The organism is Burkholderia sp. Ac-20392 (assembly GCF_017104585.1).
Lineage (GTDB): Bacteria > Pseudomonadota > Gammaproteobacteria > Burkholderiales > Burkholderiaceae > Burkholderia > Burkholderia lata.
On the sequence record NZ_JAAGPB010000508.1, the window covers coordinates 1 to 5,626 of the forward strand.

General features: G+C 67.3%; 5 protein-coding genes and 1 pseudogene. All 6 read right to left on the reverse strand.

The window, feature by feature from the left end; genetic code table 11:
* Positions 1–249 (reverse strand): annotated as a pseudogene (locus G3N99_RS33310) (amidohydrolase); the annotation flags it as partial.
* Position 250: 1 nt separating this feature from the next.
* Positions 251–1,198 (reverse strand): YncE family protein, encoded by a 948-nt coding sequence (locus G3N99_RS33315; protein ID WP_206124497.1) that lies wholly within the window; start codon positions 1,196–1,198, stop codon positions 251–253.
* A gap of 52 nt (positions 1,199–1,250) precedes the next feature.
* Positions 1,251–2,543: an MFS transporter gene (locus G3N99_RS33320; RefSeq protein WP_174939587.1), complete on the reverse strand. Its 1,293-nt coding sequence runs from the start codon at positions 2,541–2,543 to the stop codon at positions 1,251–1,253.
* 141 nt (positions 2,544–2,684) lie between these two features.
* Positions 2,685–3,602, reverse strand: a complete 918-nt coding sequence (locus G3N99_RS33325; protein ID WP_206124498.1) for a dihydrodipicolinate synthase family protein — start codon at positions 3,600–3,602, stop codon at positions 2,685–2,687.
* Between the two features lie 8 nt (positions 3,603–3,610).
* A complete protein-coding gene (locus tag G3N99_RS33330; protein ID WP_011356645.1) occupies positions 3,611–4,783 on the reverse strand; it encodes an L-rhamnonate dehydratase in 1,173 nt (390 codons plus the stop codon).
* Positions 4,784–4,833: 50 nt separating this feature from the next.
* Positions 4,834–5,626 (reverse strand): 4-hydroxythreonine-4-phosphate dehydrogenase PdxA (locus G3N99_RS33335; RefSeq protein WP_206124499.1); only part of this gene is annotated, 793 nt, incomplete at its 5' end.

The window sequence follows — 5,626 nt, forward strand, 5'->3', positions numbered from 1 at the left end:
TAAAAAAACAAACGCCCGCTCGGCCTCGACGTGCACGCTGGCGACGAGCGGTGCGCGTTGCGCTGCGTGCCGGAGTTCGTCGACCCCGAAATCGCGGCACAGCGCCGCGTAATCGCCGAACATGAAGCGCGCCGGATCGTAGTCTTCCTGCAGCCACGGATAGTGCGCGCCCGCATCGAGCCGCCACAGGTGGTGATGCGCATCGACGAGCGCATCCGGCATGCCGTCGAGCGGCGACGCGTCGCGCATGTCAGCGGGCTCCGGCGAGCACGTACGACGCATCGGGCTCGCGCAGCGTCGCCATTGCGCCGACGAACCGCCACGTATCGAGATCGAGCTCGCGCACGTAGTCGTCCTGGAACGACACGTACGCGACGCGCCGCGACGGATGGAACGACAGCGCGGTCGGGTTCGCGGGCAGCGCGATGCGTTCGATCTCTTCCAACTGCCGCGCATCGAACACGGAGATCGACCGCTCGCCCGAATTGGTCAGCAGCAGCAGGTCGCGGCCGTCGGGCGCGCTCGTGCGGTAGATGCGGTTCGGATCGCTGCGCGTCTTCACGCGGCGGCCGCAGGTCATCGTGTCGGTATCGATCTCGACCAGCGTGTCGTCGCCGCGATTCGCGACGAACAGCGTACGCTCGTCGCTCGACAGCGCGTTGCCTTCGGGGCGCGGGCCGGGCATCACCGCACGCGGGGCGACCGTCGCGTCGCGCGGATGGAATTGCGTGACCGTATTCGACAGCAGGTGGACGCCATACGCCCGGCTTGCATCGCGCGTGAGCGTGACGAGGTGCGTCTTTACGCCGCCGGACGGCACGGCCATGTTCGGCACGGGCTGTCTGGTCGGCTCGTCGAACACGAGCAGCATGTCGTGCGCCTCGCTCATCGCGTAGAGCCGGCCGTCGCGGTCGCTCGCCATCCCGTGCGGCCGGTAGTACGGCCACAGGTCGAGCATGCGCGTGTGCGTGCGGGCGACGAGATCGATCTCGGCGATCCGGTGATCGCCTTCATGGCCGCGTGACCACGCGGTCTCGATCCCGAAGATGCCGATGTACGCAAAGCGCTCGTTCACGTCGACGGTGAATTCGTGCGGGAAGTTCGGCAGCACGACGTGCTTGAGCGCGGTTTTCGTGTCGAGGTCGTAGAAGCTGAAGGTGTGGGCGCATTTCTGCACCAGCAACAGGATGTCGTTCATGGTGGTGTCTCCGTCAATTCGTCAGCAAGCCTGCGTATTCGTGTAGCCGGTCTTAGTCCTCGCAGCGTTTCGGCAGCGTCAGCGCGAGCAGGCCGGCCACCGCGAGCGTGATCGCGAGGCTGTACACGCCGGCCGCCGCGCTCACGTGCTGGGTCAGCACGCCGACCGCATACGGGCCGCAGAAGCCGCCGAGATTGCCGAGCGCGTTGATCAGGCCGCGCGCGCTGCCGGCCGTCTCGACGCTGCAGAGCTTCGGCGGAATCGCCCAGAACACGCCGGCGGCCGCCTGCAGGAAGAAGCCGCAGCCGATCAGGAACGCGAACGACACGGCCATCGACGCATGCGTGAGCACCGACAGCGCCAGGCACGCGGCGAAACCGACCAGCGGCAGCAGCACGAACAGTCGGCGCTTGCCGGTTCGGTCAGACAAATACGACGTGACGAACATCCCGATCACCATCGCGACATACGGGAGCATCGCGAGCAGGCCGATCTTGCCCATCCCGGTGTGCGTGAGGTTTTTCAGCAGGGTGGGCAACCACATCGTATAGCCGTAGATGCCGACCTGATAGCAGAAGTTGATGGCGATCAGCAGCCAGATCGTCGGGTTGCGCAGCATCTCGCCGAACGACGCGGCAGCCGGCGTGCCGGCCGCGCGCTTGCGTTCCTGTTCCTCGCGCAGCGCGTCGAGGATGTAGGCCTTCTCGCGCGGCGACACCCAGCGGGCGGTCTCCGGGCCGTCGTCGGCGAACATCAGCCACACGACGAGGCACAGCAGCGACAGCGCGCCCGCGCTGAAGAACAGGTGATGCCAGTCGTACGCGGCGAGGATGAAGCCCGACAGCGGCGCGGTGATCATGCCGGCGAGCGGCACGAACATGATGACCATCGCATTCGCGCGGCCGCGTTCGCGATCGGGAAACCAGTGGCTGACCATCGTCAGCACGACGGGCAGCATCCCGCCCTCGGCCACGCCGAGCAGGAAGCGCAGCGTCAGCAGTTGCCAGGTGTGCGTGACGAGCCCGGTCAGCACCGACAGCACGGCCCAGCTCACGAGCGACCACGCGATGAAGGTCTTGCCGCTGCCGAGCGCCGCGCGCCGGCCGCCGGGAATCTGCAGGAACAGGTAGCCGAAGAAGAAGATGCCGCCGGCGAGGCCGGCCATCGTCGCGTCCATGCCGAGATCGGCGTTCATCCCGCCGGGCATCGCGAACGCGATGTTCACGCGGTCCATGTAGGAAATGATGCAGGCGAGCAGCAGCGGCGGAATCACGCGCAGCCAGCGGCGGCGCGGAATGGCTTCGCCCGCTTCGTAGGCCGGGGTGGCCGGGTTCAACAGGGTCATGGTGTCTCCAGTCTGGGTGGTGGGCGGCGGCGGTCTTCTGATGGACCGCTGTCACGCCGTGACGCGCCGGTGTCGTACCGGCCGCCGATGCGCAACGCCCTGCGGCATTGCACGGTTGAACCGATGCCGGGTGCCTGGCGCCTAGCGTCCCCAGCGCAGCACGAGCGGATCGAGCCGCCGCGCCGCGTCGAGCAAGCCGGCGCGCACCTGTGGATGCAGCTCGGGCCAGGGCGAGCGGGGCTGGTCGCACGCGATCACGCCGCCTTCCCGCATCAGCGCCTTCGCGGTCAGGAAGCCGGACTGGCGGTTCTCGTAGTTGATCAGCGGCAGCCAGCGCGCGTATTGCTCGACGGCTTCGTCGCGGCGGCCGGCGAAATACGCGTCGGTGATGCGGCGAATCCCGTCCGGATAGCCGCCGCCCGTCATCGCGCCGGTCGCGCCGGCATCGAGATCGGCGAGCAGCGTGATGCCTTCCTCGCCGTCCCACGGCCCCTCGATCGCATCGCCGCCGAGCGCGATCAGCTCGCGCAGCTTCGACGCGGCGCCGGCCGTCTCGATCTTGAAGTACGACACCGCGTCGATCTCGCGGGCGAGCGACGCGAGGAACGGCGCGGACAGCGCGACGCCGCTCGCGGGCGCGTCCTGGATCATCAGCGGAATGTCGAGGCCGTCGGCGGCTTCGCGGAAGAACGCGCGCACCTGCGCTTCGGGCACACGGAACGTCGCGCCGTGGTACGGCGGCATCACCATCACCATCGCCGCGCCCATCGCCTGCGCGTGCCGGTTGCGTGCCGCGCAGATCCGCGCGCTGAAGTGCGACGTCGTGACGATCACCGGCACGCGGCCCGCGACGTGCTCGAGCGTGGTGCGCGTGATCAGGTCGCGTTCGTCGTCGCCGAGCGCGAATTGCTCGGAATAATTCGCGTGGATGCAGATGCCTTGCGAACCGGCATCGATCATGAAGTCGAGGCAGCGGCGCTGGCCGTCGAGGTCGAGCGCGCCGTGCGCGTCGAAGATCGTCGGTGCGACCGGAAAAACGCCCTGGTAGCGTGCGTGCATGGCGGGCCTCACTCGACGATGTCGAACTGGTCGAGGAACTCGGTCTTCAACGTGAGGCCGAGGCCCGGCACGTCGTCGCGCAGTTGCACGAAGCCGTTCTCGGCCACCGGCTCGCCGTCGAAGATGTAATAGAACAGCTCGTTGCCGACCTCGACGTCGAACATCGGGAAGTACTCGCTCATCGGCGACGCGAGCGTGCTCATCGTCAGGTGATAGTTGTGCATCTGGCCCGCATGCGGAATCACCGGCACGCTGTACGCTTCGCACAGCGCGTTGATCTTGTGCGCCATCGTGATCCCGCCGACGCGGTTCGTGTCGTACTGGACGACCGACACGGCCTTGCGGTCCAGCAACTGCTTGAAGCCGTACAGCGAGAACTCGTGCTCGCCGCCGGAGATCGGAATGCGCGTGAGCTGGTTCAGCTCCGCATAGCCGTCGATGTCGTCGGCGATCACCGGTTCTTCCAGCCAGCGCGGCTGGTATTTCTCGAGCTTCGGCAGGATCCGCTTCGCGTACTCGAGGTTCCAGCCCATGTAGCACTCGAGCATCAGGTCGTTGTCGTAGCCGATCACCTCGCGGATCGCCGCGACCGACTTCAGGTTCTCGGTCACGCCCTGCTGCCCGTGCGCGGGCCCGTAGCCGAAGCGCATCTTGAACGCGCGGAAGCCTTCCTTCAGGTAGCGCTGCGCCTCGTCCTGCATCTCCCGCAGGTCGGTGCGGTAGAGCTTCGAGTAGTAGCAGGGGATCTTTTCCTTGGTGCGGCCGCCGAGCAGCTTGAACACGGGCTTGCCGACGCTCTTGCCGAGGATGTCCCAGATCGCGATGTCGACCGCCGAGATCGCCGCCATGCCGATGCCCTTGCGGCCCCATGCGTGGGTCGCGCGATACATCCGCTGGTTCAGGTATTCGTAGTCCCACGGGTCCTGGCCGATCACGAGCGGCGCGAGGTACTGGTCGATGATCACCTTCGCGACATGCGGCGCGAGCGCGACGTTGCCGAGGCCGACGATGCCGTCGTCGGTCTCGACTTCGACGACCGTCCACGAATGGAAGCGGAACGTGCTCATCGTTTCCTGCGGTGCGTACAGCAGGTCCATCGCGTTCGAGCAGAAGTTGCCCTGCGGCGGGACGGTCTTGCCTTTCCACTGGAATACGCGGGCGCGGACGGAACGGATTTTCATGAGGGTGTCTCCGGGAATCGATGTTGTCGTGTGTAAGGGGCGCGCGAACGTCACGCCGAAACGGGGGTGGTGCGGCGCGCGGCGCCCATCCGGCAGGCGATCTGCAGCGCCTGCCAGGTCGCGCCGACGTCGGCCGTGCCGCGGCCCGCGATGTCGTACGCGGTGCCGTGCGCGGGCGTCGTGATCGGCACGGGCAACCCGCCCTGCACGGTTACGCCGCGCGAGAAGCCGAGCAGCTTGATCGCGATCTGCCCCTGGTCGTGGTACATCGTGACGATCGCCTGGTAGTCGCCGGCCTGCGCCTTCAGGAAGATCGTGTCGGCGGGGAACGGGCCGTGGAACGGCGCGTCGGTCGGCCAGTCGCGCGACTGCAGCTGGCGTACGGCCGGCTCGATGATGTCGACTTCCTCGCGGCCGCAGCTGCCACCGTCGCCGCCGTGCGGGTTGAACGCGGCGATCGCCACCTTCGGCGTTGCGACGCCGTTCGCGAGCAGCGACCGGTAGATCAGTTCGGAGGCCTGTTCGATCCGCTCGATGCTCAGGTAGCCCGGCGCATCCTTCAGCGGAATGTGCGACGAGATGCGTGCGGTCCACAGCTCGCCGAGCGTGTTGAATTCGCAGAAATAGCCGGTCACGCCGAGCGCTTCGGCGAAGTGGTGCAGCTCGTCCTCGTGTTTCAGGCCGCCGAGCTTCATCGCGTATTTGTTCAGCGGCGCGAAGCAGATTGCGTCGATGTCGCCGGCGAGTGCCGCGTCGAGGCACAGGTCGAGCACGGTCAGCGTCGAGCGGCCGCCGGCCGCGCCGGGCTGGCCGACCGTGACCAGCGCCGGATCGATCGTGTCG

Bases quoted from the DNA above. Each gene is read 5' to 3' on its own strand.
- G3N99_RS33315 (WP_206124497.1), bottom strand. From the start codon at position 1,198: ATGAACGACATCCTGTTGCTGGTGCAGAAATGCGCCCACACCTTCAGC.
- G3N99_RS33325 (WP_206124498.1), bottom strand. From the start codon at position 3,602: ATGCACGCACGCTACCAGGGCGTTTTTCCGGTCGCACCGACGATCTTC.
- G3N99_RS33330 (WP_011356645.1), bottom strand. From the start codon at position 4,783: ATGAAAATCCGTTCCGTCCGCGCCCGCGTATTCCAGTGGAAAGGCAAG.
- G3N99_RS33320 (WP_174939587.1), bottom strand. From the start codon at position 2,543: ATGACCCTGTTGAACCCGGCCACCCCGGCCTACGAAGCGGGCGAAGCC.